The organism is Ochrobactrum chromiisoli, assembly GCF_026241335.1.
Lineage (GTDB): Bacteria > Pseudomonadota > Alphaproteobacteria > Rhizobiales > Rhizobiaceae > Brucella > Brucella chromiisoli.
Genome location: NZ_JAPHAV010000001.1, coordinates 1,193,644 through 1,219,458, shown reverse-complemented (window position 1 = coordinate 1,219,458; position 25,815 = coordinate 1,193,644). Strand labels below are relative to the sequence as shown.

The window sequence follows — 25,815 nt, the reverse complement described above, 5'->3', positions numbered from 1 at the left end:
CTTAAGGCCTCCCCACAGCCCGCGAGGACCGTTTGGGAATCTTATTACCACCGGTCATCGGATGTAGCGAATGAATCTCAAAAGGTGCACCTTTTTCCGATTCAACAAACAAAGCAAGATTGGCAACCTCCACCGCATCGTCCAGAACAGGTGCGAAAAAATCATCAAGCACGCGCTCGACATGCGGGCGCTGTTTTTCTTCCACCGATCCGGTGAGCGTCATATGAAAACGAAACTCATCGAAAACATATGGGTACCCCCAGCGATCAAGATTTTGACGCTGCGCTTCGCTTAAGCGCTCGGGACGGCGCTTTGCAATTTCGGAATCACGCAGAGGCGCACGAAAACGGTCAAACGAGACAACAACATCATTGGCAAGCTGATTAAGCTCCGCAACCGGCTCTTCCGGCACCAGCGCAAAGAATGGACCTATACCCTGTACTCGCAGGCGTGGAATCATGAATGGCCGGCTCGACGATGCAAAATACATCAGGGCCGAAAGCAAATCGCTTTCATTATAAGCTGTATCCAGCCTGAACGGCGCCTTGAGCGTTGCGTGAAAGCCATAACGGCGCGGCTCTTCGGTCAACGCGGCGATATCTTCGGCTGCGAGTGTGCGAATCGCCGGAACCTTAACCGCCTCTCCACTAAATGCACTGCGCCCCAGCCAGTTTGCCGCGACTTTCAAAAGCGCATCACCCGACGGCGGCGTAAAATAGATTGCGTAACGCATCGTGATTCCTCTTTTGCCGGGATCGTTACACGCCGAATGTGGCAAGTCGATAAAGGAAGATCACATCAATATTTTACATCCTGACAAATTCGTATAGGCGTATTCCCGGATAAAATTAGGAGATGACTATGGGTGGTTTTGCGTCGATCGGTGAGTGCATGATCGAGCTTTCAGGCAATGGTGACGATCAATGGCGCATGGGATATGCGGGTGATACGCTCAATACGGCCTGGTATGCGCGCGCGCTCACGGATCAGGCCTTTCCTGTAGATTATGTTACTGCGTTTGGCGAAGACGAGTTCTCAAAAAAGCAGCGCGACTTTCTCACCTCCAATGGCATTGGTATTGCCCACAGCCCTACCATCAAAGGCGTTCATCCGGGTCTTTACGCAATTACCCTGAACGGTGCCGAACGCTCCTTCACCTATTGGCGCAGTGACGCCGCAGCAAAGCGCCTCGCAAGCGATGAGAATGCGCTGAGATTAAGTCTCGCCAATCGTGATATGATCTATTTTTCCGGTATTTCGGTTGGCATTGTGTTTCCTGAGCACCGCGAAACATTGTTCGATATTTTGCGCGAGTGCCGTGCAAATGGCGCGCTTATCGCTTTTGATCCCAATTTCCGTCATCAGCTTTGGCCAGACCGCGAAGCCGCCAAAAAAATTATCAGCGCGGCGATGCAGATCGCCGATATTGCGCTGCCGACCTTTCCGGATGAGCAGGCGTTGTTTGGCGACGAAACTGCGCAAGCCTGTGCAGATCGGCTTATCGGCCTGGGTGTGAAGGAAATCGTTGTGAAAGACGGCACCGAGCCTGCGCTTATTATCGCTGACGGCAAACAGGCCCTTGTGCCTGCCGTCAAGGCCAATGCAGTTGATACGACAGGGGCCGGCGACAGTTTTAACGGCGGCTATCTTGCCGCCCGTCTTGAGGGCCTGTCACCCGTTGAGGCTGCGCGAAAAGCCCATGCGGTTGCTGCCCGTGTTGTTGAAATTCGCGGCGCACTCGCTCCAATGGAAGCAGCGCGCGCCGCGTATCTTAGCGAAATCAGTCACGCGTAAATGTGAAATGGCTCATCTGGGCGTATACCTCGCCCGGATGCAGAATCGACTGCGGCACATAAGAATATTCCAACGAGCCAGGCCACAGCTGTGGCTCAAGGCAGAAGCCCGCATGTTTGCCGTAGGGCTTACCTGTCAGGCCAATGCAGTCATTGGCCATCGTATTGCCCGCATAGAACTGAACACCAGGTTCTGTGGTCGCAATATCAAGACGGATGCCAGAACGCGCGCCCTTGACGGAAGCGCAAGGGCGCAACGGTCCGCGCGCAGCTGTTAAGCAGAAATTGTTGTCATATTCGAGTTGCTTGCCGTTTTCATTAAACCGAATCGGACGAAATTCCCGGAAATCATAGGGCGTGTCTTTGACCGGCAGAATGCGGCCATCCGGTATCAGCGCTTCATCAACGGGCATATAGGCCTCGGCTTCGATCTTAAGCTGATGATCAAGAATATCACTCTCGCCACCATCATCGAGATTGAAATAACTGTGATGGAGAAGGCTACAGGGTGTTGGCTGGTCAGTGACGGCTTCAAGGCGGACAATCAGCGTGCCGTGTGCATTGAGCATATAAGTGCAACTTACCTTCAGATTGCCCGGAAAACCCATCTCACCATCGGCTGCGATCGTTGCAAGCGTCACGAAATCTGAGCCAGAGCCTGTAACCTTCCAGACCCGGTTGCCAAGACCATGACTTCCGCCGTGGAGATTATGAATGCCCTGAAAATTCGGCTCGACATCGTAGCCTTTACCATCAATCTCAAAATGAGCATTGCGAATGCGATTGGAAAAGCGGCCCGCAATTGCGCCCAGATGCGGCGAGTGTTCAGGATAATCGGCAAAGTCACGATAGCCTATAACCAACGGCGCATCGTGCCCTTCCATGCGCAGGTCCTGAATGGCTGCGCCCCATGTGATAATCTTTGCCTCAAGCGGACCATTGGCAATGGTCATCCGATAAACCGCCTGCCCGTCGGGTGCATATCCAAAAATTTCCGATGTCACTGTGCTCGCCCATTTTGATGTGTTTTCGAAAGCTGCATCAAATCCGCATCGTGAAGATGACGCAAGAGGGAACACCGATTATTAAAACCGCCCAGCAAGACCCGGAAAACATAAGTTAATATTATTTTGTCAAATTTCAGCGTAATATAAATATATAACAAGTATTGATTTAATATTATTAACTAAATTAGGGGTTTTAGCGATGAAAGAAAATTTCAAAAATATTATGCCCTATATTTTCAGTGAAGAAGGCGGATATGCAGATGATCCCCGCGATCCCGGTGGGGCGACCAACATGGGAATTACCATAGCAACACTGTCTGCATGGAAGGGGCACCCTGTCTCTAAACTGGATGTTGAGAAACTTTCTCCGGCAGAAGCAACAAGAATCTATCAACAGCAATTCTGGAACAAGGTTGACGGCGACAAGCTGCCATCGGGGGTCGACTATGCCGTGTTTGATTTTGCGGTGAACTCCGGTCCGGGGCGGGCTGCAAAAACACTGCAAGGAATCGTCAATCAACCAGAAGATGCTGTAATCGGCGCACAAACCATTGCAGCAGTTTCCAGTTATCCTCCAGAAGTCATTATCAATGCACTCTGCGATGCACGCGCAGCGTGGCTCAAGGGACTTTCCACGGCTGCAACCTTTGGCAATGGCTGGCTGGCGCGGGTGGAGCGGGTGCGCTCACGCGCGCTTGCATTGGCCGCAACGCCCCCTGCCACCGAACCCGCCGAGCCGAATGCTGACCCGCTACCGAAAGCCCGCCAAAGCGATACAGCCATCAGTACCGCACTCAAACATCCAGAAGCGCTCGGCACTTTGGGCAGCGCAATATCAGGCCTTGCGGCAATCGCATCCGGCAATGGACCGGTGCAATATGCGCTCGCAATCATCATGCTTGCATGCACCGCCATTGGCCTTTGGTACTTCATCAAGCGGATCAGGAATGAACCCTGAACAAGCCCCCTCCGAAGGACATTTCAATTTTTTGTAATGGGCTTTATGTTGCGCTTGGCGCATTGTGCACCTTATATGCGCAATCAAAGTCCAGCGAAATGCCGGTGATCGTGGAACTATTATGACTTTCCCTATCATCGGAAAAACGCTAGATACGCGCAGATACTCAGACGCATGCCTGTTGTGGCATCGCCAAGAATAAAGGAATCGAAACTTGTCCTCTACTTTTGACAAAGTCGCCGACATCATTGCCGAAACAAGCGAAATCGACCGTGACACCATCACGCCCGATAGCCATACCATTGATGATCTTGGCATCGACAGCCTCGACTTCCTCGACATCGTATTCGCTATCGACAAAGAATTCGGCATCAAGATTCCGCTTGAACAGTGGACGCAGGAAGTCAACGAAGGTAAGGCTCCGACCGAAGAATACTTCGTTCTGAAAAACCTCTGCGCCAAGATTGACGAGCTGGTTGCAGCCAAGAAGGGCTGAACAGCCACGCAAGCTGACGGTATTAGAGCGCCTTCGATCTGATAAAATCAGATTGGCGCTCTAACTTATTTTTAACGCGCATCTTATCCGAAAACCGTTTCACACTTTTCGGGATGCGTTAAAAAGGGTGAACATCCCTGTTCGCCCTAATTCCGTTTCAGGATCAAGCGCAGCATTTACGGGCAGGCCGAACCATGCAAAGCAATAAAGTCGTCATTACCGGTATTGGCATCATCTCCTCGCTCGGCGAAGGGCTGGATGCGCATTGGAACGCTTTTTCAACGTCAGGTTCTCAACCGCGCCTCGAAAAGCAAGCCTTTGCGCCCTATACAGTTCATCCGCTTGGTGAAGTCGATTGGGGGTTGCAGATACCCAAGCGTGGCGACCAGCGCCAGATGGAAACATGGCAGCGGCTCGGCACCTATGCGGCAGGCCTTGCGCTCGAAGATGCCGGTATCAAGGACAACGAAGCCCTTTGCGCCAGCATGGACATGATCGTGGGAGCCGGTGGTGGTGAACGCGACATTACTGTCGATATGCAAATTCTCGAAGAAGGACGCATCAGCAATAATCGCGGTGAGATGCTCAACGAGAAGCTCTCGACAGAGTTGCGCCCTACCCTGTTTCTTGCCCAGCTTTCCAACCTGCTGGCGGGCAATATCTCCATCGTTCACAAAGTCACCGGTTCTTCGCGCACCTTCATGGGCGAGGAAGGTTCGGGTATTTCGGCTATTGAAACAGCGGCTGCCCGCATTCGTTCAGGACAGAGCACGCATGCGTTGGTCGGCGGCTCTTATAATGCTGAACATTTCGATATGATTCTCGGCCACGAGCTTGGCGGTTTGCTCAAGCATGATGGTTGGGCACCGCTCTGGGAGCGTGAAGGTTCAGCCGGTGGTGGCATGATTTCCGGTTCTGGCGGCGTGTTTCTGGTGCTCGAAAGCGCTGAACACGCGCAAAAGCGCGGTGCACGTGCCTATGCCGAGATCGCAAGCATTGAAAGCGAGCAAATCCGCCGCGATACTGCTGATCTTACAAACGCAATTCGCGATCTTGTGATTGCGGCCAATGGCGGCAAAGAGCCTCAATATGTGGTTTCGGGTGCTTCCGGCGCGCATGCTGCAACAACTGGTGAAAAGGCAGCACTTGAAGGCATCAATGCCGCCTATCGCGGGATTGCCGGCCTGACCGGTCATTTGCGTGAAGCACAGTTTCCGCTGGCGCTGGCGCTTGGAGCGATTTCTGTCTGGAAAGGTGAGGCTTTCACACCATCAAGCGCGGCTGAAAAAGCCATTGATGGAACAATCAGTGAAGCCATTGTCACCACCATCGGTGCAACACGCGCTGAAGGTGCCGCAAAGCTGGTGAGAGCATAAGATGACCAAATATACAGACCATCTCGGCCGTCCCATTGTTGCCATCACGGGTGCAGGCGTTGTTTCTTCGCTCGGACAGGGCAAGGAAGACAACTGGGCCTCGCTTACCGGTGGACGCTCGGGCATTCATGAAATCAGCCGTTTTCCGACAGAAAGCCTGAAAACGCGCTTTTCCGGCACGGTGGATTTTCTTCCTGAAAGCAATATTGGCTCGTCCGCGCTGTCTGAGGCGCTGGCGCGTCTTGCCGGTGAAGAAGCCCTCGCCCAGTCAGGTCTTTCAGTTACCAATTTTGGCGGCCCGCTTTTCCTTGCAGCCCCTCCTGTTGAGCTCGACTGGAAGAGCCGCTTTGCACTGGATGCCAGCATCAAGGATGAAGGCCCGGCAAGCTATCAGCTTCTGCTTGAAGCCTGCCGTCGTACACGTCAGGATGAGCTCTTCAATACAACACAGTTCGGCTATATAGCAGAACGCCTGTCGGAAGCTTTTGGCACACGCGGTCTGCCGGTAACACTCTCGACCGCCTGCGCTTCAGGTGCAACCGCAATTCAGCTCGGCGTTGAGGCCATTCGTCGTGGCGAAAGTGACCGTGTTCTTTCGATTGGCACAGATGGTTCGGTATCGGCTGAATCGCTCATTCGCTTTTCGCTGCTCTCGGCATTGTCCACACAGAACGACAAGCCGGAAAAGGCATCCAAGCCTTTCTCCAAAGACCGTGATGGTTTTGCCATGGCCGAAGGCTCTGGTGCGCTGGTCATGGAATCGCTTGAAAGCGCGCTTGCGCGTGGCGCGAAAGTGCTTGGCATTCTTGCCGGTTGTGGCGAAAAGGCTGATGATTTCCACCGCACCCGCTCAAAGCCCGACGCTTCACCTGCAATTGGTACAGTGCGTGCCGCACTTAGTGATGCAGGCCTTACCGAAGATCAGCTTTCCTATGTCAATGCACATGGCACTTCCACACCTGAGAACGACAAGATGGAATATCTTGCGCTTTCAACTGTGTTTGGCGACCGGCTCTCTTCGATCCCTGTTTCATCGAACAAGTCGATGATCGGCCACACGCTGACCGCTGCCGGTGCGATTGAAGCGGTATTCTCATTGCTGACAATTCAGACAGGCACCTTGCCTCCAACCATCAATTACGACAACCCAGATCCGGCAATTCCGCTGGATGTCGTGCCAAATGTGAAGCGCGACGCACAGGTTTCTACCGTGCTTTCCAACTCATTTGGCTTTGGCGGACAGAATACCAGCCTTGTATTGACAGCAAATCCGAATTAATCGGGTCCAAAGTTATATATTCTCGGTAATCCCGGTCAGCAGATTGCTTTCCGGGATTATGTCTTGAAAAGGATAAATTCATGCGCGCCTTGCAGCTTCTCGACGATCGTCGTCTTGAAATGACCGATATTGCTCCGCCACCTGCCCCCGGCAATGGTGAAGTGACAGTCCGTATCAAGGCCGTCGCACTCAACCATATTGACGTATGGGGCTGGCGCGGCATGGCATTTGCCAAGCGCAAGATGCCTCTGGTGATCGGTGCAGAAGCTTCCGGCGTCGTCGATGCAATCGGCCCCGGCGTATCCAATGTTCTGCCGGGTCAGCTTGTTTCGATCTATGGTGCGCGCACCTGTGGTCTTTGCAAGGCCTGCCGCGAAGGTCGCGACAATCTCTGTGAGCATGTCGGCGGCGTTCATGGCTTCCATCTTGATGGCTTTGCCTGTGAAGCGGTTAATCTGCCAGCACGTTTGCTGGTTCCCGCACCTCCCGGCGTTGATGCCATTGGTGCGGCTGTTGCTCCTGTTACCTTTGGTACGGTCGAGCATATGCTGTTTGATAATGCGAAGCTCCAGCCGGGTGAAACCGTTCTGGTTCAGGCTGGTGGCTCCGGTATCGGTACGGCTGCCATTCAGCTTGCCAAGAAGATGGGCTGCACGGTCATTACCACCGTTGGCTCGGACGACAAGATCGAAAAGGCCAAGGCACTCGGTGCCGATCATGTCATCAATTATCGCGTGGATCGCTTTGAAGGTGTTGTGCGCAAGCTCACCAAGAAAAAGGGCGTTGATGTAGTGTTCGAACATGTCGGTGCAGACACATGGGCAGGCTCAATGCTTTGCATGAAGCGCGGCGCACGGCTCGTGACCTGTGGTTCGACCTCTGGCGTTTCAACCAACATGAACCTGATGCAGCTTTTCCAGCAGCAGCTTAAAATCCTCGGTTCCTTTGGCTGCCGCATGGAAAACATGGCTGATGCGATGCAGAAAATGGCGCAGGGCGTTGTTCATCCGGTCATCGACACCATTGTCGGCTTTGATGACATTGGCACCGCTCTGAAGCGCATGGAAGGCCGTGACGTGTTTGGCAAGATCGTGTTGCAGATCGACTAAGCCTGAATGTTCAAGATTAAGCTTCTTCTCTTCAAGTGGTCACGCAAGCTCAAGCAGTTTAACTACTGGCTTTGGGCGCAGGCCGTCTTTATCGCGCTGGCTCTGCTGCGTCTCCTGCCTGCGAAAAGCGCAATCCGCTTTTCTGCATGGTTTGCGCGCAAAGTAGGCCCACTCACGCCACGGCATAAGGTCGCGACCAACAATCTGCGTCATGCTTATCCTGAGAAGAGCGATGCTGAAATCGAAAAGATCGCCGTCGAAATGTGGGATTCGATGGCGCGTCTTTTCGCAGAATATATCTTTCTCGATGCGATCTTCGATTTTGATCCGAACGCTACAGAACCCGGCCTAATTGAAGTTGACGGCATTCCGATTTTCGAACGTCTGCGTGACGAGACAAAGCCGCACATCTTCTTCACCGCACATACCGGCAATTTCGAGCTTCTGCCGATCTGCGCCGGTACGTTCGGTCTGGATGTAACCGCCCTCTTCCGCCCGCCGAACAATCCCTATATTGCCAAGACCGTTCTCAAAGCACGTAAGACCAATATGGGGCATCTGGTGCCATCAAAGGCTGGCGCCGCATGGTCGCTGGCGCGCGTTCTGGATGCTGATGGCAATGTCGGTATGCTGGTGGATCAGAAGTTCCAGCGTGGAGTACCTTCGACCTTCTTCAACCGTCCGGTTAAGACCAATCCGTTGCTCGCAAAGCTCGCGCGCCAGTATGATTGCGACGTTTACCCGGCGCGCTGCATTCGCCTGCCCGGCGGGCGATACCGGCTTGAGCTAAAAGAGCGCATGGAACTGCCGCGCGATGAAAAGGGTGAGATCGATATCGCCGCGACCGCGCAGCTCCTCAACGATACGGTTGAAGGCTGGGTGCGCGAATATCCTGGCCAGTGGATGTGGTTCCACAAGCGCTGGGGCTAGAAATCAATATCTGCGTTCGGCCAGCAAAGGTCGGACGCTTTTTTGTTTGAATAAGGCAAGTGTTTGCCAAGGGAGACAACCATGCGTCCTATCGCTATCGCCCCATCCATTTTATCCGCCGACTTTGCGCGTCTGGGAGAAGAAGTCGATGCCGTGCTTGAAGCCGGTGCCGACTGGATTCATATCGACGTCATGGATGGGCATTTTGTACCGAATATTACGTTTGGCCCACAGGTGGTGAAAGCAATTCGCCCGCGCACGCCGGCTTTCTTCGACACGCATCTAATGATCGCGCCTTGCGATCCCTATCTTGAAGCTTTTGCCGATGCAGGCTGTGACCTGATCACGGTTCATGCCGAAGCTGGCGCGCATACGCACCGCTCACTCCAGAACATCCGCGCTTTGGGCAAGAAATCCGGTCTGGCGCTCAATCCCGCTACCCCTGTCGAAGCATTGACCAACGTCATTGATGATGTTGATCTCGTACTTGTCATGACTGTTAATCCGGGCTTTGGCGGCCAGAAATTCATTGCGCCGATGCTCGATAAGATCAAACGCGTGCGCGAGATGATTGGCGACCGCCCGATTGATATTGAAGTTGACGGCGGAATTACGCCAGACACTGCCGGTTTGGTCGTTGCGGCCGGCGCCAATATTCTTGTCGCCGGTTCTGCTGTTTATAAAGGCAACTCAGTCGAGAGCTATGCCGCCAACATCAAATCCATTCGCGCAGCCGCAGAAGCAGCACGCTAAACAAGCCACTTTTCCGGTGGAATGCGTTGAGCAGAGCCTTACGCTCTGCTAAACACCGCGTATTCCCTCTAAATACCTGCAGCCCAGCAGACGGGCCGCCAAAACAGGATATGCCCATGATCCCGCGCTATTCCCGACCAGAAATGGTCGCCATCTGGTCTCCCGAAACAAAGTTTCGCATCTGGTTCGAGATCGAAGCCTATGCCTGCGAAGCGCTTGCTGAACTGGGCGTCATCCCGAAGGAAGCTGCAAAGACCATCTGGGAAAAGGGTGATGCCGCCAAGTTCGACGTTGCGCGCATCGACGAGATCGAAGCCGTCACCAAGCACGACGTCATCGCGTTCCTCACGCATCTCGCTGAATTCATCGGTCCAGACAGCCGTTTCGTGCATCAGGGCATGACCTCGTCGGACGTGCTCGACACAACGCTTAATGTGCAGCTCGTTCGTGCCGCTGACCTGCTTCTCGCAGACATGGACCGTGTGCTGGCAGCGCTTAAAAAGCGCGCATTCGAGCATAAGGATACCGTTCGTATTGGCCGCAGCCATGGCATTCATGCCGAACCGACCACAATGGGACTGACTTTCGCCCGGTTCTACGCCGAAATGGTGCGCAACCGTGCACGCCTCGTTGCAGCACGCGCGGAAATCGCGACCGGTGCTGTATCGGGCGCTGTTGGCACCTTCGCCAATATCGACCCGCGCGTTGAAGAATATGTCTGTGAAAAGCTTGGTCTTGAAGCAGAGCCAGTTTCAACGCAGGTTATCCCGCGCGACCGTCACGCCATGTTCTTTGCAACACTCGGCGTTATTGCCTCGTCGATTGAGAACGTCGCCATCGAAATCCGCCACATGCAGCGCACGGAAGTTCTGGAAGCAGAAGAATTCTTCTCGCCCGGCCAGAAAGGCTCTTCCGCAATGCCGCACAAGCGCAACCCTGTTCTGACAGAAAACCTGACCGGCCTTGCCCGTCTGGTTCGTATGTCGGTTGTGCCTGCCATGGAAAACGTTGCTCTCTGGCATGAACGCGATATTTCGCATTCAAGCGTTGAGCGTGCGATTGGCCCGGATACCACGATCACCCTCGACTTTGCGCTCAACCGTCTGGCTGGCGTTGTCGAAAAGCTGGTGATCTATCCGGAAAACATGCTCAAAAACATGAACAAGTTCCGTGGTCTTGTGCATTCGCAGCGCGTTCTGCTGGCACTCACGCAGGCTGGCGTATCGCGTGAAGATTCCTACCGCCTCGTGCAGCGCAATGCCATGAAGGTCTGGGAACAGGGTGCAGACTTCCTCGAAGAATTGCTTGCTGATCAGGAAGTTCGTGCAGCGCTTTCCGAAGAACAGATCCGCGAAAAGTTCGATCTTGGCTATCACACGAAACACGTCGATACGATTTTCAAACGGGTTTTCGGTGAAGCATAAGCCTTCATAAAACGAATCCGAAAAAAGCCCCATGTTTCTGTAAACATGGGGCTTTTTGACATTCAAATCAGGCGCTCTTTTTGATCGTATTGATCACATTGCCCCATGGGTCTTCAAAGACGTGGTTATTACCGCCACGCGTATCTTCCAATTCAACCCATGCCAAACCAGTGCGATCTTTATCGCGCAAGCCAGCACCTGAACTCTGCCAGGCATTGGCACCAATGTGGTGGTGATAGCCGCCAGTGGACAAGAACACGGCCTTGTCGCCATAGGTTTGAACAGTGTCAAAGCCAAGCTGCTGATGCCAGAAGGCTTCCGCATCCTGCGCGTTGCCGACGCGCAGATGAACGTGACCGACCACTGTATTCTGTGGCGCGCCGATCCACTCACCGCCTTCGCGATCAACAACGTCGATAAGGTTTTTGACGTCGAGCGCTTCGGTGCCCATCTTCACGCGATCACCATTCCACTGCCAGGTATCGTGTGGACGGTCGGAATAGATCTCAATGCCGTTGCCTTCGGGATCGGTCAGGTAAATGGCCTCGCTGACATTATGATCCGAAGCACCGGCGACAGGCAGCTGCTTATCGATAGCGCGGCGTGACCAGCGTGCGAGATCGCCACGGGTCGGCAGCAGGAAAGCCGTGTGGTAGAGACCAGCGCTGCGTGGATCATCAGGCTTTGCAGCAGAGAACTGCTCGATTTCCATCAACTCACGGTCGCCTGCGCCCAGTACAATAGAAGCGCCACGGCGTGTCATTTCACGTAAGCCCACGACATCGCGGTAATACTCGGCCAGTGCCTCCGCATCACGTGCCTTAAGGCCCACGCGTGCGACACGCACCGGTGTTGTCATTGCGAAAGGCAAAGGAGCGCTCTTTTCAGCAGTCGCCATATTCAGTGTATCTGTCATTTTATTCTCCTTCGGCGGCATGTCCGCACGCGCGGAAAGGATATTGCTCATCACAGCAGCGCCTGCAGAACCAAGTATCGTTCTTCTGCTTATGGTCATAGCCGTGGAACCCTCTCCGTAATTATCTTCCCTCCAAAGATCACAATTTAGCGAGCGTTTCACAAGATAGCGATCAGCGAACAAGCTGTTCATCATTTGCATCACCTACGCTCGTAAAACAGCGCTATAGCCCAGCTTGAAGATGCATTGAAACAGCTCTAAATAGGGGTCATGAAAGTCAAAGACGCAGATATTCTCATTATTCCCGGCTACACCAACTCAGGCCCCGATCACTGGCAAACCCGTTGGGAGAAAAAACTCTCCACGGCAAGGCGGGTTGAACAGGCGGAATGGTCGAAGCCAGTCAAAGACGATTGGGTTGCACAGGTGGTCAAAGCCGCCAATGAAACAACGAAGCCAGTTGTGCTCGTTGCTCATTCACTTGGCGTTGCCACAGCTGTTCATGCCATTCCGCAAATTCAGCACAAGGTTGCTGGTGCATTTTTTGTTGCGCCTCCCGATGTGGCGAATGAAAAAATCCGACCGAAGCACCTCATGACATTCGGCCCTTACCCACGTGTGCGTTTGCCGTTTCCAACGATTGCCGTTGTCAGCCGCAACGACCCCTTCTCCAGCTTTGAAGCCGCAGAAGACGTGGTGAAGGATTGGGGTGCAATGTTGATTGATGCCGGTGATTCCGGCCACATCAACGCGGACTCAGGTCACGGACCATGGCCCGAAGGCACGATGGTTTTTGCAGAATTCATGACCAATCTGCAACCACCAAAATCACATTAAATCAATGTGTTGTATGCTTTTCTAAACAAAAAGATTCAATTTAACTTTTGAAAACGGCAGATGAAAAATCTGCCGCTTTTCTTTATGAACGAACAGCATCTATCAGTGTTTTTGCGCCAAGGCGCAGATAGCCACCGTCATTTCCAAGTGTCAGAAACTGGAAGCCAAGCGGGATATAACGCCGCGCGAATTCTGCCGAAGGCGAATAGATGCCGGCGAATTTTCCAGCGGCAGCCGCCTTGCGGGCAATTGTGCTGATTGGTTCAATGATGGCTTCGGAATTCGGATTGGCTTCGCGGCCATTGCTCCAGGCAATCGAGAAATCCGCAGGGCCAACAAAAACACCATCAATGCCACGCACATCAAGAATGGCATCCAGTGCATCATAAGCATCGCGTGTTTCAATCATCGCGAAAGCAAGTGTGTCCTGATTGGCCGAGACAAGATAGTCATTCGAGCCCGGTGCGCCGTAATCGGCATTGGCGCGGAACACGCCCCAAGAACGCTCGCCTATTGGCGGATACTTCATTGAAGCGGCAAATTTGCGCGCATCTTCAACCGAGTTAATCATTGGCGCGATAACGGCTTGCGCGCCAAAATCGAGCGCACGGCTTGCCATATCGAAGCGTCCAACAGGAACACGAACAACCGGCGGCTTGCCCGCATTCAGAATCAAGCCAAGACTGCGCAGAACGCTCTGCTCATCATGGCCACCATGCTGCATATCAAGCGTGACCGCTTCAAAGGCGCTATGCGCCAGAACTTCTACAGTGAGTGCTTCCGGCAAGGATGACCATGCAGAAAGAACTGTTTCTCCGGCACGAAGACGCGAAGACAAAGACATGCTTATTCCCCATTACAAATATTCAGGGCGGAAATGCTATCTACATTTCCGCCCCGACATACTGATTAGTCTTTCTGCACTTGCTGAACCGCTTCCTCAAGGAAAGCGAACATTTTTTCACGAATGGTTTCGTCTTCCACCTTCACCCCAGCCGCATCAAAATCAGCACGCAGCTTACGGAATACGTCTTCATCACCTGCTTCTTCAAAGTCGGCTGCGACAACGTCACGAGCATAGGCTTCTGCATCTGCGTCGTGCTTGCCCAACAGTTCTGCGGCCCAAAGACCAAGAATCTTGTTACGGCGCGCTTCTGCCTTGAAGCGAAGCTCGGCATCATGTGCAAACTTGCTTTCGAAAGCGTTGCGGCGTTCATCCATGCCAGTGGCCATTCATACAACTCCCAAGCTGTTAACTTATATAAGATCGTTATCCGTTCTCTTGCCTAAAGCTGGCAAGGAGAGCAAGATTATACAAGTGCCAAACATCACTTTCTTGATTAATATGGCCGTTAAACGCTTAAAACGGGGGAACGGGTGTAAAGCAGGATTGTTAAAAGCCCACAATTGCTATACGTAGCCCGCGAGAATAGCGGCACAAGCCGATCATCACATTTTTGGAAATCCGAGAAAAGCCATGAACCGTCGCCGCCGTATTTACGAGGGCAAGGCCAAGATTCTTTATGAAGGCCCTGAACCCGGTACTCTTGTCCAGTTCTTCAAAGATGACGCAACCGCGTTCAACGCGAAGAAGCATGAAGTTGTTGACGGAAAAGGCGTGTTAAACAACCGCATCTCCGAGCACATCTTTACCCAGCTTAATCGCATTGGTATTCCAACCCACTTTATCCGCCGTCTCAACATGCGTGAGCAGCTGATCAAGGAAGTGGAAATCATCCCGCTTGAAGTCGTTGTGCGCAACGTTGCGGCTGGTTCGTTATCCAAGCGCCTTGGTCTGGAAGAAGGCACGGTTCTGCCGCGCTCGATCATCGAGTTTTATTACAAGGCAGATGCGCTTGATGACCCTATGGTCACCGAAGAGCACATCACCGCTTTCGGCTGGGCAAGCCCTGCGGAAATCGACGACATTATGGCTCTTGCCATTCGCGTCAACGATTTCCTGACCGGCCTGTTCCTCGGCATCGGCATTCAGCTTGTTGACTTCAAGATGGAATGCGGACGTCTGTTTGAAGGCGATATGATGCGCATCGTCGTTGCTGACGAAATTTCACCAGACTCAGCACGTCTTTGGGACATCAACACCAATGACAAGCTTGATAAGGACCGCTTCCGCCGCGATATGGGCGGACTGGTTGAGGCTTATCAGGAAGTGGCGCGTCGTCTCGGCATCATGAACGAGAACGAATCGCCCCGTCCTTCCGGCCCTACGCTTGTGAAGTAAAAATCCGCACAGCCCGGCAACTCGCGTTCCGGGCTGTTTTCATTGTCTTTATTACAGATCAGCAGGAACTACCAAGTGATCAAGGCACGCGTCACCGTTACACTGAAAAACGGCGTTCTCGACCCGCAGGGCAAAGCTATTGTCGGCGCGCTCGGCAGTCTGGGCTTCGAAGGAATCAACTCCGTCCGTCAGGGCAAGGTCTTCGATCTTGAACTCGAAGGCACAGACAAGGCGAAAGCTGAAGCCGAAATCAAGGCCATGTGTGAGAAGCTGCTCGCCAACACGGTCATTGAAGATTACGCAATCGTCATCGCCTGACGCACTGCGGCTGAAACCAAGTTTTTTGCGCGCCTTCAACTCGCTTAAGCAACGATTTTGAAGGGCACTCAAATCAAAGAGACGTAAAACGCCATGAAAGCAGCAGTCGTTCTTCTTCCGGGCCTCAACCGTGACCGCGACATGATTGCGGCCATCACTAAGATTTCCGGTCAGGCACCAATCACCGTATGGCAGACAGATACTTCCATCCCTGACGATGTTGATCTGATCCTCATTCCGGGTGGTTTCTCCTATGGCGATTACCTGCGTTGCGGTGCAATTGCAGCACGTATGCCTGTGATGCAGGCTATTCGTGAGAAAGCCGACAAGGGTGTCATGGTTATCGGCGTCTGCAATGGCTTCCAGATTCTGGTTGAAGCCGGAATGCTGCCGGGTGCGCTGATGCGCAACACATCACTGAAGTTCGTCTGCCGCGAAGTGAAGCTCGAAGTCAGCAATGCAAACACCGCATTCACGCGCGGCTATCAGCCGGGCCAGATCATCCGCTGCCCGGTTGCGCATCATGACGGCAACTATTTCGCCGATGCTGAAACGCTGAAGCGCCTCGAAGGTGAAGGTCAGGTTGTGTTCCGTTATGCTGAAGACACCAACCCGAATGGTTCGGTCAATGATATTGCTGGTATCGTCAATGCACGCGGTAATGTTCTTGGCATGATGCCACATCCCGAGAACCTGATTGAAGCGGCCCATGGCGGCAGCGATGGCCGTGCGCTTTTTGCAGGCGCTCTTGGTATTGCTGCCTGAGCCTGAAAATAATTACACTCATCGCGAAACGGCCTTCGGTTAAACCCGGAGGCCGTTTTTTATTTCCCGGTTAAACCGATACTCAATCCTCTGGCACTCTTTGAAAATTCATGCCAGCTTATGCGGTGGATACTTCCTGCGGCAACCGAATCGGGGAACGATACCGATGCAATTATATTCACGCCCTCTCTCCCCTTATTCCGCTTTTGTGCGCGGCGTTCTTTATCTCAAAGAGCTGCCATTCAAACCGCTCAATCTGTCTTACCCATTTCCTGCTGATTTTGGCGATGTGACACCGCTCAAGCGTGTTCCTGTGCTGATTACCGGCTCGGGCGAAACGCTGTTTGAAGCAATCGTCATTGCTGAATATCTTGAAGATCATTATCCAGACACGCCTGTCCTGCCCGGAAGCCCGCGCGAGCGCGCTCTGATCCGGCTTCTGGCACGTATTGCTGAAATCGATATACTCGAACCGGCAATGAAGCTCTTTATTCTTCAAAGCAAACCAGAACGAGACGCGGCAACGATCGAGCGGCTTTTCACGAAGCTGCATAAGGGCCTGAGTGTTGTTGAATCGCGCCTGACCGATCATGATTTCGCACTCAATGATGCGCCGACACTTGCCGATGCATGGCTGCTGCCCGTGCGTTTTCTCATGGAGCCACTCAAGAAGCTTTCTGGAAAAGACGATTTGCTGGCGGCTTACCCAAAATTCGACACATATGCCGTGAAAGCAACGCGCGACCCTGCATTCGAACTCATATGGAATGAAATGAGTGACGGATTGAAGGCTTTCATGCCGCAACTTGCTTGAATGATCTCACCTGACACAATGTGAGCTTTTAGGGTTCGCGTTAACACCTTGTTTCTACACGCTTATCGGCTGGCCAATTTCTGCGCTCTGCCGAACGCGTTTTGATGGAGTCTTCCTTGAAGAATAAGACCATTGCGCTTGTCGCTCTGCCTGCTCTTGCGCTTTTTTCAGCCTGCTCGCCAACGCCTGCCCCCGGCCCTGTTGCCCTTGATTCGAATAAGGCAGCGCTGCCAACCATGGAGCGCATTGCGCTAGGTGCCAACAGTTGCTGGTTTAAATCAAAGGACAAAGGCTTCCGCGGTTATGCATTAGCGCCAGAGTTAAATTCATTTACTGGCCGTCCGCGTATTCTGGTGGTTCCGTCGCGCAATCTTGCAGGGCGTCCCTTGCTCGTTGTTCAGGCCCAGGGCAATCCAGCCCGGATCGAGGCCTTTGGTCCTATGATGCAGCAGAGCCATGGCAGCCGGATCGCTACGGATATCAATCGCTGGGCATCAGGCGAAAAGGGCTGCTGACCGGATAAATAATTAGCGGATATGGAAGCGTACCTTGCGCGCTTCCATGTCAGCGTCCACCCGCGTAATACCAATATCGCGCAACTGATCGTCCGTGAGGTTCATCAATTGAATGCGGCTGCGGCGTAGCATGGCACGCAATTTCCACCATTCGACAAAGCGCTGCCAGACAGAGCGGGAAGCATAACAAAATTCACTTTCCCGCGCGATGATTGTATCAATTGTATCTATTTCATCATGCTTAATTGACGTATATGTCATAGCAAAGAGCCTTTTATATGGGCAAAACCGCTATTTCACGTTCGTTTGACGCTTGACTGCTCAAATACAATTGACTCAAGAACCGACACAATGCTTATATTGTGACCATGACAAATTGGCTCCCCGATCTCACCGGCAAGTCCGGTCCGCTTTATTTGCAACTCGCTGATGCGATTGAAGAGGCAATTGCCAACAACTCTTTGCCAGCGGGGCAGAAACTGCCACCCCAGCGCAACTTGGCCTTCGATCTAAAGGTGACAATCGGTACAATTGGGCGCGCTTATGCGCTTGCGCACGAACGTGGGCTTGTAACCGGCGAAGTTGGCCGCGGAACCTATGTGCTTGGCAAGACTGATCGAAAGGATGCGCCCCTCGCCTATTCCAGCGATGGCATAGCGGGCACGCGAATTCAGGATGCCCCGCTCGACAAAGGGCGCTTTGACACGACAGCGGCACCGGATATTGGACAGAACGCGGCGCTTGAGCCACTTATCACGTCTGTTATCCGCAATTTCCCGCATGAAATCGTTAATTACACGCGGTATTTTCCGCAACACTGGCTTGAGGCCGGTCGCCAATGGCTCAATCAGGAAAATGCGCCCGCCGATGCGAGCAACATTGTGGTCACCAACGGCGCGCATGCGGGTGCAGTTGCGGCAATTACGGCCTTTACCGCACCCGGTGACAGGATCGTTTTTGAAGATCTCACTTATACACAGGTGAGCCGTTCCGTCCGAATTACCGGGCGACGCATTGCGATTGCCGCAAGCGATGAATACGGAATGATACCGGAAGAATTTGAGCGGGTCTGCAATCAACAGCATCCGACAATGGCATTTCTGATGCCAAGCATCCACAACCCCACACTTGCAACCATGCCCTATGAGCGCCGGGTTGCAATTGCCAATATCGCAGCGCGGCACAATGTCTGGCTGATCGAAGACGACACTTACGGGGTCATGACTCGATCAAATATCCCGAAAATTGCAGACATTGCGCCAGAGCGCACCTTTCTCTTAGGCAGTCTTTCAAAAGCGGTAACGGCTGGTTTGCGTTGTGGCTGGGTGGCCTGCCCTCCGCATTGTGCGCAGCGTTTGAGGGTGACCCATAAGCTGATGACTGGCGGCGTGTCCTTTCTGCTCGCTGAAACGGCTGCTCAAACCGTGCTTTCCGGTCAGGCGAATGCCCTGCTGGACAAGTGCTCTGCGGAAATCGAATGGCGCGAGCGGCTGGCCCGCGAAATCTTTGCCGGTTACGACTTCGTTTCTTCACCGCATGTGCCTATCCTCTGGTTGAAACTGCCCGAGCCCTGGCTTGCCAGCACGTTTAAAGCCGCGGCCTATGAAAACGGATTGCTGATCGATGATGAAGACGAGTTCAAAGCCGGGCGTATCGATCGGACATATCATCGGGTTCGCATCGCTTTTTCCTCGCCGGCCGACCGCAGTGATGTCGAAAATGGCTTCACAGCCCTACGTCAGCTGCTGGAAAACGAACAAGCAGGCTATGAAGGCAGCATTTGAACCGGGAAATCGGCATTTTCCTGTCGCGCTTCCAACAGAGTTAGGTTAAAGAGGCCCCTTGAAACCTTAGGTGTCCGCCCTTCGGCAGAAGTTTCCGGGTACCGCAGCCTGCGACGGGGTCCCTCATCTCCATGACTATTTCCAATAAGCGCGATATCACGCCGGAACTTATCTCTGCCCACGGCCTCAAGCCGGACGAATACCAGCGTATTCTTGATCTGATCGGACGCGAACCAAGCTTCACGGAGCTCGGAATCTTTTCTGCAATGTGGAATGAGCATTGTTCCTACAAGTCGTCGAAGAAGTGGCTGCGGACGCTGCCAACGACTGGTCCCCGCGTACTTCAGGGCCCCGGCGAGAATGCCGGCGTTGTGGATATTGGCGATGGCGACTGTGTCGTCTTCAAGATGGAAAGCCACAACCACCCATCTTACATTGAGCCTTATCAAGGGGCTGCGACAGGCGTTGGCGGCATTCTGCGCGATGTTTTCACCATGGGCGCACGTCCGATTGCAGCCATGAATGCGCTGCGGTTCGGCGAGCCTGATCATCCGAAGACCCGCCACCTCGTTTCCGGTGTTGTTTCCGGCGTTGGCGGTTATGGCAATGCCTTCGGCGTTCCGACCGTCGGCGGCGAAGTCAATTTCGACAAGCGCTATAACGGCAATATCCTCGTCAATGCTTTTGCTGCCGGTCTTGCCAAGCATGACGGCATCTTCCTGTCAGAAGCCAAGGGCGTTGGCCTGCCGGTTGTCTATCTCGGTGCCAAGACGGGCCGTGATGGCGTGGGCGGTGCCACCATGGCATCGGCCGAGTTTGACGAATCAATTGAAGAAAAACGCCCGACCGTTCAGGTTGGTGACCCATTCACCGAGAAGTGCCTGCTCGAAGCCTGTCTTGAGCTGATGGCTTCGGGTGCTGTTATTGCGATTCAGGACATGGGTGCGGCTGGCCTCACCTGTTCTGCCGTTGAAATGGGTGCCAAAGGCGATCTTGGAATCGAGCTCATTCTCGATCATGTTCCGGTTCGCGAAGTGAATATGACAGCTTATGAAATGATGCTGTCGGAAAGCCAGGAGCGTATGCTCATGGTTCTCAAGCCTGAAATGGAAGAAGAAGCACAAGCGATCTTCCGTAAGTGGGGTCTTGATTTCGCGATCGTTGGAAAGACAACCGATGATCTGCGCTTCCGCGTCATTCATCAGGGCGAAGAAGTTGCCAATCTGCCGATCAAGGAACTCGGTGACGAAGCTCCTGAATATGATCGTCCGTGGATGGAACCGGGCAAGCACGCTCCGCTACCAGCAGCCAATGTGCCGCAGGTTGAAGACTATTCCGATGCGCTGCTCAAGCTCGTCGGTTCGCCGGATGGTTCGTCGCGCCGCTGGGTTTATGAGCAGTATGACACGCTCATTCAGGGCAATTCATTGCAGCTTCCGGGTGGTGACGCCGGTGTGATCCGCGTTGAAGGCCATCCCACCAAGGCACTCGCTTTCTCGTCTGACGTAACGCCACGCTATTGCGAAGCTGATCCGTTTGAAGGTGGCAAGCAGGCGGTTGCTGAATGCTGGCGCAACATTACCGCAACCGGTGCTGAGCCGCTCGCTTCGACCGACAACCTGAACTTCGGCAATCCTGAAAAGCCGGAAATCATGGGCCAGCTGGTCAAGGCAATCGAAGGTATCGGCGAGGCTTGCCGCGCGCTCGATTTCCCAATCGTTTCGGGCAACGTCTCGCTCTACAACGAAACCAATGGCGAGGCGATCCTGCCGACTCCAACCATAGCGGGTGTCGGCCTTATTCCTGACTGGTCTCAGATGGCCAAGATAGGCGGCATGCAGGATGGCGACACGCTGGTTCTGCTGGGTAGCGACGGCTCGCATCTCGGTCAGTCGATCTATCTTCGTGATCTGTTTGACCGCGCGGATGGTCCGGCACCAGCCGTTGATCTTGGGCTTGAAAAGCGTACCGGCGAATTTGTTCGCTCGGCGATCCGCAATGGTCAGGTGACAGCCTGTCACGATCTATCCGACGGCGGCCTTGCTGTTGGTGTAGCTGAAATGGCAATCAAATCTGGCAAGGGCGCTGTACTTGATGCCGGTGACGGCCTGCCACATGCAACGCTCTTTGGTGAAGATCAGGCACGTTATGTCGTCTCAGCTACGCCTGAAATGGCAAAGCTGATTGCGCTCAATGCTGAAGGTGCGGGCCTGGCATTCCGCATACTTGGAACAGTTGGCGGTGATCGTCTGAAATTCGGCACGATCATCGATGTTTCGGTCGCAGACCTCACGGCTGCCTTTGAAGGCTGGTTCCCAAGCTTTATGAGCGGCGAAGCTGCGGTCGATAACTAAGCGTTATTGGTCGGCACTGTTACCAATTGACGCCCGGCCGGGAACTCTGTGCCGGGCGTTTGCTTGTCGCTCATTTAAACGTTAGACAGTTGAAGATTGACGTATCACGATGATGCGTTACGATTCGAAACGAACAAGAAGAAGCCCTGAAAGGCAGGAGATTTTGCATGGCTATGGACGCACATGAGATCGAAAAACTGATACGCGAAGGTATTCCTGGCGCAAAGGTGACGATCCGCGACCTTGCCGGAGATGGAGACCACTACGCTGCTGAAGTTGTTGCGGAAAGTTTCCGTGGCAAGTCACGCGTGCAGCAGCACCAGATGGTCTATGACGCACTTAAAGGCAATATGGGCGGCGTTCTTCATGCGCTCGCGCTCCAGACCAGCATACCAGAATAACATATCAGCGCCGCCCTTGATGCGCTTTCAGAAAGCAATATGTGGCGGCGCTATGTTACTGCGGCAAGATGTTGCCCCCAGAACAGCCTGTTTTCGCGCTAATTTGACTTGCTTTCACCTTTAGAGGGTGATTACCAAAGCTCAACTTACTATATTGGGGCAGAGCCTCTCCCTACGCGGGCCGGGACTTGAACCGGCATCCTGAAAGGAACTAAAATGACCGGAATCAACGATTTCATCGACAACGAAGTGAAGACCAACGATGTTGTGCTGTTCATGAAGGGCACACCAGGTTTCCCGCAATGTGGTTTTTCCGGTCAGGTCGTGCAGATCCTCGACTATCTTGGCGTCGATTATAAGGGTGTAAACGTTCTTGCATCCGACGAAATCCGTCAGGGCATCAAGGACTATTCCAGCTGGCCAACCATTCCTCAGCTCTATGTAAAGGGCGAGTTTATTGGCGGTTGCGACATCATCCGCGAAATGTTCCAGTCCAACGAATTGCAGACACTTTTTGCCGATAAGGGTATTGCAACCAAAGCCGCTTAAGGATTAATTATCCCCTCATACGGCTTTTAAAGCTCACCTTTTCTAAAAGGCGCCATGAAACGGCGCCTTTTCTCTTGCCTGACGCATCGTCATGACAGGCATCTGTTTTATAAATTCCGACTGCTCCACCGGCGATCCTCTGACCGGTGTGCCGCTTATCGAGGACTACCCTAATGCCAACCGATATTCAGAAAAGCTCATTGGACCAACAGACGCCCGCGGGTGCACGTGGTGAATTTATTGCGCTTATTGCTGCAATCATGGCGATCAATGCGCTGGCAGTGGACATCATGTTGCCCGGTCTACCCCAAATCGGCACGAGTCTCGGTATTCTATCGGAAAATCATGCTCAATATGTCATCACCGCTTATCTGCTGGGCTTTGGCGTATCACAGCTGTTTTACGGTCCGCTCAGCGATCGCTATGGCAGAAGACTTCCACTTTTTGGCGGCCTGCTGATTTACATTCTGGCAGCACTCGGCGCGGCTTTTGCCACCGATTTCACGACGCTGATCGTGCTGCGTGTTTTGCAAGGCTTCGGCGCGGCAGCAACGCGTGTCATTGCCGTTTCGGTTGTGCGTGATCGTTTTGCAGGCCGTCAGATGGCTGAGGTCATGTCACTCGTGATGATGGTGTTCATGATCCTGCCGGTGATTGCGCCTGCAACCGGCCAGCTGATCATGCTGTTTGGTGAATGGCATCTGATATTCCTATCCATGGCGGTGATGGCTGCGATCGTTGCCATCTGGGCCTATATCCGCCTGCCGGAAACTTTGCCCGTCAACCACCGTCGCCCATTGACGCTGAAAAGCATCATCGGTGGCTTCGGCATTGTTTTGTCTAACCGCATAGCGCTTTTTTACATGTTGGGAACGTCATTCATCCTTGGTGCGCTGTTTGGCTATATCAACTCGGCGCAGCAGATCTTTGTCGATATTTACAATCTCGGCACAATGTTTCCGCTGGCCTTTGCAGCGGTGGCCATGACGCTCGCTCTTGCATCCTTTCTTAATTCACGTCTGGTCGGACGTTATGGGATGCGCCGCATTTCGCAGACGATGCTGCTGGTTTTTGTTGGCTTCAGCCTGCTTTGGGTCGTGCTTTCCCTTAGCCTGAGCGGACCGGTACCATTCTGGATGCTTATGATGATCTATATGACAATCATGTTCTCGTTCAGTTTGGTAACGTCGAATTTCAACGCGCTGGCAATGGAGCCACTCGGCGAAGTCGCTGGTACAGCGTCTTCTGTTCTCGGCTTTACACAGACCGTGATTGGTGCAGCGCTTGGAGCGATCATCGGTCAGGCATTTGACGGAACGACAACACCCGTTGCGGCAGGCTATTGTGTGCTGGGTTTTATCGCATTCATCTGTGTGTTGATTGCCGAACGCGGCAAGATGTTCAGGCAGCATAACAAGCCACTCTGACGAACCGTTGGAAAAGCCCGCCATTTGGCGGGCTTTTTTCATTCTGCAAAAAGGGCCGACTGAATTGCTTTCCAGCTTTCCTTGTCTGGCGCCACCAGAAGGCCGCCGCCTGTATGCGATGGCAGGTAATCGCTCTCATCCCAGCGCGCAAGATAACCGCCTGCTTCCTGATGGATGAGTGCGCCGGGCAAATGATCCCACGGCATCAACTTGTTGTAGCAAGCGAAATGCGCGCCACCCGTGGCGATGATACGATATTCGTGGGCCGCGCAACGATAGCCAATCTGCGACAAAAATTTCGTATGATTGCGCGCAAGGCGCGACCGAACTGGTTCAGCCGTATATTGCCAGGAAACCGATCCCGTCATCTGCGAAATATCCGCTGATGCTGCGACCTTCACAGGGCTCATTAAGCCATTGGCATAGCGGATATGGCTACCGCTGCCCTTTGAAGCGAGAATCCAGTCTTTACCCACAGGATCATAGATAATACCGGCAACCGTCTCGCCTTTGACAACAACGGCCAGCATCACGCCAAACAGCGGAACACCTGAAGCGAAATTAAACGTACCGTCCACCGGATCAATAGTGAATGCGAGCTCTGCATCACCAAGACCATTGAGCAATGTTTCATCATCAGAACAGGCTTCTTCGCCAACAATCAGCGCATTGGGAAAGCGCTCCTTGAGACGTGCAGTGATAAAGCGTTCTGCATTCACGTCAGCTTCGGTAACGAGATCGGCAGCAGACGTTTTCTGGCGAATATCACCCTGCCCCAGTTGGCGGAAGCGTGGCATAATCTCAGCATTTGCGGCTTCGGCCAGAAGGTCTGCCAACCAATCAACCTGCTTTTCGTTAAACTGCACTGGTATTCTCCACGTCAGAACTGGTCATGAGACTTGCGAAGTCAAACAATTTGCGATCCAGCAGATGGCTTGGCCGAACGTTGGTCATGGCGCGGATCATCGTGTCCTTGCGGCCCGGCATCCGCTTTTCAATATCGATCAACATTGCCTTCATTGCATTGCGCTGAAGCCCTTCCTGACTGCCACAAAGATCGCACGGAATGATCGGGAACTGCATGGCTGTCGCAAATTTTTCCATATCTTCTTCCGCCGCATAAGCAAGCGGACGGAACAGCATCAAGTCGCCTTCATCATTAAGAAGCTTTGGCGGCATGGCGGCAAGTCGCCCGCCATGAAACAGATTCATAAAGAAGGTTTCGAGGATGTCTTCGCGGTGATGGCCGAGCACAATCGCCGAACAACCTTCTTCACGCGCAATGCGATAAAGATTGCCGCGGCGCAAACGCGAGCAAAGCGAGCAATAGGTGCTGTTTTCGGGCAGCTTTTGCGTGACGATCGAATAGGTGTCCTGATATTCAATGCGATGTTCGATGCCGTACCGGTTCAGGAAGTCCGGCAGAATATGCTTTGGGAAATTGGGCTGCCCCTGATCGAGGTTGACTGCCAGCAGCTCCACTGGCAACAGACCACGCCATTTGAGATCAAGCAGCAGTGCCAAGAGACCGTAGGAATCCTTGCCACCAGACAGACAAACCATCCAGCGCTCGCCGGGTTTAACCATTGCAAAATCTTCAATGGCCTGACGTGTCAGCCGCAGCAAACGCTTGCGCAGCTTGTTGAATTCAACGGAGGCAGGGACATCGCGGAAAAGCGGATGACAGCCATCAGTGCCGGAATCCTCCGCACTATTGGGATCGAAAGCGTTCATTATGCTTCCTGTACATGAGAGAAACAGATTAACG

The 25,815-nt window shown here is 53.3% G+C and carries 28 protein-coding genes; 20 read left to right on the top strand and 8 right to left on the bottom strand.

The genetic code is table 11. The annotated features are described in order from the left end of the window. Position 1: 1 nt before the first annotated feature. Positions 2 to 733, bottom strand: a complete 732-nt coding sequence (locus tag OPR82_RS05960) for a DUF1045 domain-containing protein (protein WP_265983604.1) — start codon at positions 731 to 733, stop codon at positions 2 to 4. Between the two features lie 128 nt (positions 734 to 861). Here OPR82_RS05960 and OPR82_RS05955 point away from each other — a divergent pair, with 128 nt between their 5' ends. Beyond that, positions 862 to 1,794 carry a sugar kinase gene (locus OPR82_RS05955; protein ID WP_265983602.1) on the top strand — a complete coding sequence of 311 codons (933 nt, stop codon included), beginning with the start codon at positions 862 to 864 and terminating at the stop codon, positions 1,792 to 1,794. Here OPR82_RS05955 and OPR82_RS05950 read toward each other — a convergent pair. After that, positions 1,781 to 2,797 carry an aldose epimerase family protein gene (locus OPR82_RS05950; RefSeq protein ID WP_265983601.1) on the bottom strand — a complete coding sequence of 339 codons (1,017 nt, stop codon included), beginning with the start codon at positions 2,795 to 2,797 and terminating at the stop codon, positions 1,781 to 1,783. The genes OPR82_RS05955 and OPR82_RS05950 overlap by 14 nt on opposite strands. A gap of 202 nt (positions 2,798 to 2,999) precedes the next feature. On the opposite strand from OPR82_RS05950, the gene OPR82_RS05945 reads away from it, so the two are divergent. The 8 genes from OPR82_RS05945 (at position 3,000) to purB (ending at position 11,125) form a co-directional block, all read left to right on the top strand. Further along, the gene (locus tag OPR82_RS05945) at positions 3,000 to 3,758 is read left to right on the top strand and encodes a glycoside hydrolase family 108 protein (protein ID WP_265983600.1); all 759 of its coding nucleotides are present in this window, start codon (positions 3,000 to 3,002) and stop codon (positions 3,756 to 3,758) included. A 214-nt stretch (positions 3,759 to 3,972) separates the two neighbouring features. Beyond that, a complete protein-coding gene (locus tag OPR82_RS05940; RefSeq protein ID WP_024897522.1) occupies positions 3,973 to 4,254 on the top strand; it encodes an acyl carrier protein in 282 nt (93 codons plus the stop codon). A 194-nt stretch (positions 4,255 to 4,448) separates the two neighbouring features. Then, a complete protein-coding gene (locus OPR82_RS05935; protein WP_265983598.1) occupies positions 4,449 to 5,630 on the top strand; it encodes a beta-ketoacyl-ACP synthase in 1,182 nt (393 codons plus the stop codon). Position 5,631: 1 nt separating this feature from the next. After that, the gene (locus tag OPR82_RS05930) at positions 5,632 to 6,909 is read left to right on the top strand and encodes a beta-ketoacyl-ACP synthase (protein WP_265983597.1); all 1,278 of its coding nucleotides are present in this window, start codon (positions 5,632 to 5,634) and stop codon (positions 6,907 to 6,909) included. A gap of 80 nt (positions 6,910 to 6,989) precedes the next feature. Beyond that, a complete protein-coding gene (locus OPR82_RS05925) occupies positions 6,990 to 8,018 on the top strand; it encodes a zinc-binding dehydrogenase (RefSeq protein WP_250039692.1) in 1,029 nt (342 codons plus the stop codon). 6 nt (positions 8,019 to 8,024) lie between these two features. After that, complete coding sequence (locus OPR82_RS05920) at positions 8,025 to 8,948, top strand: lipid A biosynthesis lauroyl acyltransferase (protein ID WP_265983595.1); 924 nt, start codon at positions 8,025 to 8,027, stop codon at positions 8,946 to 8,948. Between the two features lie 81 nt (positions 8,949 to 9,029). Continuing rightward, a complete protein-coding gene (gene rpe, locus OPR82_RS05915; RefSeq protein WP_265983594.1) occupies positions 9,030 to 9,701 on the top strand; it encodes a ribulose-phosphate 3-epimerase in 672 nt (223 codons plus the stop codon). A gap of 116 nt (positions 9,702 to 9,817) precedes the next feature. Further along, the gene (gene purB, locus OPR82_RS05910) at positions 9,818 to 11,125 is read left to right on the top strand and encodes an adenylosuccinate lyase (RefSeq protein WP_265983593.1); all 1,308 of its coding nucleotides are present in this window, start codon (positions 9,818 to 9,820) and stop codon (positions 11,123 to 11,125) included. Between the two features lie 67 nt (positions 11,126 to 11,192). On the opposite strand, the gene OPR82_RS05905 is transcribed toward purB, so the two are convergent. Beyond that, positions 11,193 to 12,062 (bottom strand): VOC family protein, encoded by an 870-nt coding sequence (locus OPR82_RS05905; protein WP_265983878.1) that lies wholly within the window; start codon positions 12,060 to 12,062, stop codon positions 11,193 to 11,195. A 249-nt stretch (positions 12,063 to 12,311) separates the two neighbouring features. Here OPR82_RS05905 and OPR82_RS05900 point away from each other — a divergent pair, with 249 nt between their 5' ends. Continuing rightward, positions 12,312 to 12,878, top strand: a complete 567-nt coding sequence (locus tag OPR82_RS05900) for an RBBP9/YdeN family alpha/beta hydrolase (protein ID WP_265983592.1) — start codon at positions 12,312 to 12,314, stop codon at positions 12,876 to 12,878. 82 nt (positions 12,879 to 12,960) lie between these two features. On the opposite strand, the gene OPR82_RS05895 is transcribed toward OPR82_RS05900, so the two are convergent. Beyond that, complete coding sequence (locus tag OPR82_RS05895) at positions 12,961 to 13,728, bottom strand: HpcH/HpaI aldolase family protein (RefSeq protein ID WP_265983876.1); 768 nt, start codon at positions 13,726 to 13,728, stop codon at positions 12,961 to 12,963. Between the two features lie 59 nt (positions 13,729 to 13,787). After that, on the bottom strand, positions 13,788 to 14,111 hold the full coding sequence (locus tag OPR82_RS05890) for a DUF1476 domain-containing protein (RefSeq protein ID WP_265983590.1): 324 nt from the start codon (positions 14,109 to 14,111) through the stop codon (positions 13,788 to 13,790). Positions 14,112 to 14,355: 244 nt separating this feature from the next. On the opposite strand from OPR82_RS05890, the gene purC reads away from it, so the two are divergent. The 5 genes from purC (at position 14,356) to OPR82_RS05865 (ending at position 17,532) form a co-directional block, all read left to right on the top strand. Then, positions 14,356 to 15,120, top strand: a complete 765-nt coding sequence (gene purC, locus OPR82_RS05885) for a phosphoribosylaminoimidazolesuccinocarboxamide synthase (RefSeq protein ID WP_265983589.1) — start codon at positions 14,356 to 14,358, stop codon at positions 15,118 to 15,120. Positions 15,121 to 15,195: 75 nt separating this feature from the next. After that, positions 15,196 to 15,438 carry a phosphoribosylformylglycinamidine synthase subunit PurS gene (purS, locus tag OPR82_RS05880; protein ID WP_265983588.1) on the top strand — a complete coding sequence of 81 codons (243 nt, stop codon included), beginning with the start codon at positions 15,196 to 15,198 and terminating at the stop codon, positions 15,436 to 15,438. A 93-nt stretch (positions 15,439 to 15,531) separates the two neighbouring features. After that, a complete protein-coding gene (gene purQ, locus OPR82_RS05875; protein WP_265983587.1) occupies positions 15,532 to 16,203 on the top strand; it encodes a phosphoribosylformylglycinamidine synthase subunit PurQ in 672 nt (223 codons plus the stop codon). A gap of 166 nt (positions 16,204 to 16,369) precedes the next feature. Further along, positions 16,370 to 17,017 (top strand): glutathione S-transferase family protein, encoded by a 648-nt coding sequence (locus OPR82_RS05870; protein WP_265983586.1) that lies wholly within the window; start codon positions 16,370 to 16,372, stop codon positions 17,015 to 17,017. A gap of 116 nt (positions 17,018 to 17,133) precedes the next feature. Next, positions 17,134 to 17,532, top strand: a complete 399-nt coding sequence (locus OPR82_RS05865) for a hypothetical protein (RefSeq protein WP_265983585.1) — start codon at positions 17,134 to 17,136, stop codon at positions 17,530 to 17,532. Positions 17,533 to 17,544: 12 nt separating this feature from the next. On the opposite strand, the gene OPR82_RS05860 is transcribed toward OPR82_RS05865, so the two are convergent. After that, entirely contained in the window at positions 17,545 to 17,793 is a 249-nt protein-coding gene (locus OPR82_RS05860) for a DUF1127 domain-containing protein (protein WP_265983584.1), read from the bottom strand. A gap of 107 nt (positions 17,794 to 17,900) precedes the next feature. Between OPR82_RS05860 and OPR82_RS05855 the strand changes: the two genes are divergently transcribed. The 5 genes from OPR82_RS05855 (at position 17,901) to OPR82_RS05835 (ending at position 24,047) form a co-directional block, all read left to right on the top strand. Continuing rightward, on the top strand, positions 17,901 to 19,316 hold the full coding sequence (locus tag OPR82_RS05855) for an aminotransferase-like domain-containing protein (protein WP_265983875.1): 1,416 nt from the start codon (positions 17,901 to 17,903) through the stop codon (positions 19,314 to 19,316). A gap of 131 nt (positions 19,317 to 19,447) precedes the next feature. After that, the gene (purL, locus tag OPR82_RS05850; protein WP_265983583.1) at positions 19,448 to 21,670 is read left to right on the top strand and encodes a phosphoribosylformylglycinamidine synthase subunit PurL; all 2,223 of its coding nucleotides are present in this window, start codon (positions 19,448 to 19,450) and stop codon (positions 21,668 to 21,670) included. A 167-nt stretch (positions 21,671 to 21,837) separates the two neighbouring features. Beyond that, on the top strand, positions 21,838 to 22,071 hold the full coding sequence (locus OPR82_RS05845; RefSeq protein ID WP_134153339.1) for a BolA/IbaG family iron-sulfur metabolism protein: 234 nt from the start codon (positions 21,838 to 21,840) through the stop codon (positions 22,069 to 22,071). A 216-nt stretch (positions 22,072 to 22,287) separates the two neighbouring features. Beyond that, entirely contained in the window at positions 22,288 to 22,620 is a 333-nt protein-coding gene (grxD, locus tag OPR82_RS05840; protein WP_265983582.1) for a Grx4 family monothiol glutaredoxin, read from the top strand. A 173-nt stretch (positions 22,621 to 22,793) separates the two neighbouring features. Next, a complete protein-coding gene (locus OPR82_RS05835) occupies positions 22,794 to 24,047 on the top strand; it encodes a multidrug effflux MFS transporter (RefSeq protein WP_265983580.1) in 1,254 nt (417 codons plus the stop codon). A 38-nt stretch (positions 24,048 to 24,085) separates the two neighbouring features. Here OPR82_RS05835 and OPR82_RS05830 read toward each other — a convergent pair whose 3' ends face one another. After that, positions 24,086 to 24,913: an inositol monophosphatase family protein gene (locus tag OPR82_RS05830; RefSeq protein WP_265983579.1), complete on the bottom strand. Its 828-nt coding sequence runs from the start codon at positions 24,911 to 24,913 to the stop codon at positions 24,086 to 24,088. Next, positions 24,903 to 25,781, bottom strand: a complete 879-nt coding sequence (gene ttcA / locus OPR82_RS05825) for a tRNA 2-thiocytidine(32) synthetase TtcA (protein ID WP_265983577.1) — start codon at positions 25,779 to 25,781, stop codon at positions 24,903 to 24,905. The genes OPR82_RS05830 and ttcA overlap by 11 nt, the downstream gene beginning before the upstream one ends. Between the last annotated feature and the right edge of the window lie 34 nt (positions 25,782 to 25,815).